Genomic DNA, 3,667 nt, shown 5'->3' with positions numbered 1-3,667 from the left:
TGCGCGGCCAGGATGACGGCTTTGCGCTGGAGTTCAGCCAGCTCGCTGCCAAGCTGGACTACGGCCAGTGGCGCACCTGGCCGCATGCCGAGCAGGAGGCCGTCGAGACGGCCTTGTTGCTCTGCTGGCGCCTGCTGCTGGCGCAGCCTCCCGCGACCCTGGTCTGGGAGACGGCGGCGGACTTCCTGCGCGCGATGGCGCAGTGTTGGGAGTCGCCCGCCCCTTTTTTGCGCCTCTGGGAGGAGGCCGTGGGCTTTCCTCCGCTCTATCACCTGGCGCTCTTCTTTGTTGGGGAAAGTCCGGGCCTGGCGGAGCCTGTGGAGGAGGTGTGGCCCGAAGCATGGCGACGGGGCCAGTGGCCGCTGCTGCGTGCCTGGCTCTTCTCGCCGTCCACTTATGACCGGCTGATGGCGCTCTCGCGGCAGCGGCGTCAGGAGCTGCCGGCGGAGCTGGCCGAGGCCCTGAGCTTCTTCCTCAACCAGCGGCGCCCCCTCTTCTGAGCAGTAAAGACGGCTCGCCACGCCAGCTCTTGACAAAGAGCCAGCGATATGATACATGATTCATATGTCATGTCAGCCCTGGAGAGCAGCGCTCACTCAGGGTCAGTCTGCCGCCCGGCAAGCTGGCCCGATCAGGCGGCCAGAACAAGGGTGAGGGCCAGCGCAGCGAGGCGCTATCTCAGCAAGGAGGACGCCGGCAATGACCAGCCGCCCGTCACCGTCAGGATGGTGTGAAGCTGGAGCCAGAAATTGCCCATCTCTGGCTGGTCCTTTCTCTGCACTGATCAGCCAGGCCAGAGCTGTAGAGGTGGTGCACCTCCTTTTTCTTCCCCTGCCTCACCTACACGGGAGCGCTTTTTACGGGGCTGATCCTTCTTCTTTCTCACCCGTTCTCTCTTCCTACGCCCGTTTTTCCAGGGCAAGGATGCCAGCCAGCCTGCCCCTGGCATCACCTCACCGTCAAGGGGGTTCAGCATGCGGAACATCGTTCGCCTGGCGCTCGTTTGCACCTTGCTGCTCGTCAGTGGGGCGCTCTTTCTCCATCAGGCTCGCGCCAGCAGTGGCACCTTCACCCAGTACACCTATAACGGGCCAGCCGGCAGCCGTCCCTACTATGTCTATACGCCGGCCAATTACCAGGTTGGCACGGCGGTCCCCCTGATCGTCATGCTCCACGGTTGCACCCAGACGCCGCAGGACTTCGCTAACGGCACTCAGATGAACGCGCTGGCCGATCAGGATCAGTTCATCGTGGTCTATCCGCAGCAGACGAGTAGCTATAATTCGCTTTCCTGCTGGAATTGGTTCCTGCCCGCCGATCAGTCGCGCGGCAGCGGCGAGCCGGCCATCATTGCTGGTATCGTCCAGACTGTCGAGCAAAATACCTCGCAGTGGACGATCGACCGCAATCGCGTCTACGTTGCTGGTTTCTCGGCAGGGGCGGCGATGGCGGTGATTATGGGAGCGACCTACCCGGATATCTTTGCGGCCATCGCTTCGGCTTCGGGCCTGGAATATCAGGCGGCGACCTCGCAGACGGCGGCCACGACGGCGATGATGCAGGGTGGGCCGAATCCGCAGCAGCAGGGGCAGGCTGCCTACCAGGCGATGGGCAGCGCTGCCCGCGTGGTGCCGACGATCGTCTTCCAGGGCCAGAGCGACTATACGGTCTACCCGGTCAACGGCGATCAGGTGGTCCAACAGTGGATGACGACCGATCATCTGGCCTCGAACGGCAGCTACAACGCGAGCTTCGGCAGCCCGAGCAGTAGTGTGAGCGGCCAGGTCTCGGGTGGGCACAGCTATACGGTGCAGTCCTGGAACGATAACCAGGGGAACGAGATCCAGGAGTACTGGAAGATCAACGGCATGGGTCATGACTGGTCCGGCGGCAGCAGCAGCGGCTCCTATACCGACCCGCAGGGTCCCAGCGCTACCAACGCCATCTACAGCTTTTTCATGAAGCACCCAATGAATGGCGGCAGTGGCTCGGGCGGGACAGCCACGCCCACGAGTACGCCCTCACCCACGCCATCCCCCAGCCCGACGATCACGCCGTCGCCCAGCCCGACGCCAGTGGCCTCCACCTGTCAGATCCACTACGGCATCGTCAGCCAATGGAGCGGCGGCTTCCAGGCCAGCCTGACGATCACCAATACTGGCAGCAGCGCGATCAATGGCTGGACGCTGCGCTTCTCTTTCACCAATGGCCAGATGATCACGGTGAGCTGGAACGGGAATTTCTCGCAGGCGGGCAGCGCCGTGACGGTGACGAATGTGGCCGTCAATGCGGTGATTCCGGCCAATAGTAGCTTGAGTGTGCCGCCGGGCTTCCAGGCCACCTGGAGTGGAAGCAATCCGCCACCCACGGCTTTCACGCTCAATGGGATGAACTGCGCCGTGGTGTAGCGGGGTCGTGCGCGAGAGGTGGGCGAGCAGCCCAGCCGGCTGAGCGCCGCTTGCTCGCCAGTGCTAGTGCGGACTGCTGTGGCAGGAGCCAGTGACAGCAGTCCGCTTGTGCGTTGGTGAGAAGCTTTCTCATCAGGAAATTTGCCAGATCTGGACGTGGGCGCCCTTGTCTCCGGTGGCGAGCAGGGTATAGGATGGCCACCAGATGAGTGCCTGGAAAGCTGCGCTTTTGCCAGTTCCCAAAAGCTGCCCGCTCCTGCTGCCCCAGACCTGGACGGTGCCGTCGTAGGAGCACGAGGCAATCTCGTCGAGCGAGGGCGACCAGCCCAGGCCGGTGACGGTATCGCTGTGGCCCCTATAGGTCAGCAGCCGTTCGCCGGTGCTGGAGTTCCAGATCTGGACGGTGGTATCAGCCGAGCCGGAGGCGAGCAGACTGCCGTCAGGCGACCAGGCCAGGCTCCAGATCGGGCCGCTATGGCCCCGGTAGAAGCGCAGGATGGACCACCAGAGCGTTTCTCGGATCTCGACCAGGCCAGCGTCTCCGGCTGAGGCCAGCTGCCGGCCATCAGGCGACCAGGCCAGGGCGCGGATGCTCGTGCCGTCGCTGAGCTGACTCCAGAGAAGCTGCCCGCTGAGGCCATCCCAGATGGAGACGCTGCCATCGTCTCCCGCCGAGGCTAGCTGTGAATTATCCGACTGTGGAGACCAGGCCAGGGCGTTGATGGCACCGTTGTGTCCCCGGTAGCTTCGCTGTAGCTGCCCTGTGTCAGCATCCCAGATGTGGATAAAGCCATCAGCGGAACCAGAGGCTATGTAGACGCCTCCGGGCGACCAGGAGAGCGCCCGAACTTCGCTCTGATGGCCAGTGTAGACCCGCAGGCTTGCCCCGGTCTTGACATCCCAGAGGCGGACCGTCTTATCGCTAGAGGCGGAGGCGAGCACGGTGTGATCCGGCGACCAGGCTAGCGCGGTCACCGGGCCTTGATGTCCCTGGCAGGTTAACAGGAGACTCTCTTTCCCCGATCCCTGCGCTTCCTGAGTGGCCAGGTTGGTAGTGATAGTGCGAGACTGCGATACGATGAAAAAGGCGCCGCCACAGGTCAGGGCCAGGACCCCACCCCCGAGGCCCAGGGCGAGCAGGGATCGCCGCGGCATCCGAGGCTTTTTAGCTCGCGCCGTCGGCGGGGAGATCAGCACAGGCTGCTGCAACTGGCGCTGCCCCCCAGCTTGAGCCTGGCCCGGCGAGGAGAGAAAGGGAC

At 63.8% G+C, this 3,667-nt stretch carries 3 protein-coding genes; 2 read left to right on the top strand and 1 reads right to left on the bottom strand.

Going from position 1 to position 3,667, the window contains the following annotated elements; translation table 11 throughout:
• Together IRZ24_RS18010 and IRZ24_RS18005 are read left to right on the top strand one after the other, a co-directional pair.
• Positions 1-500 (top strand): hypothetical protein (locus IRZ24_RS18010; protein ID WP_297167352.1); only part of this gene is annotated, 500 nt, incomplete at its 5' end.
• 474 nt (positions 501-974) lie between these two features.
• A complete protein-coding gene (locus tag IRZ24_RS18005) occupies positions 975-2,408 on the top strand; it encodes a PHB depolymerase family esterase (RefSeq protein WP_170293261.1) in 1,434 nt (477 codons plus the stop codon).
• A 132-nt stretch (positions 2,409-2,540) separates the two neighbouring features.
• Here the strand turns inward: IRZ24_RS18005 and IRZ24_RS18000 are convergent.
• On the bottom strand, positions 2,541-3,667 hold a 1,127-nt coding region (locus IRZ24_RS18000), incomplete at its 5' end, for a WD40 repeat domain-containing protein (protein WP_297167348.1).

This window comes from Thermogemmatispora sp., from assembly GCF_019683755.1.
Taxonomy (GTDB): Bacteria; Chloroflexota; Ktedonobacteria; order Ktedonobacterales; family Ktedonobacteraceae; genus Thermogemmatispora.
This window is presented reverse-complemented; position numbering and strand designations above follow the sequence as displayed.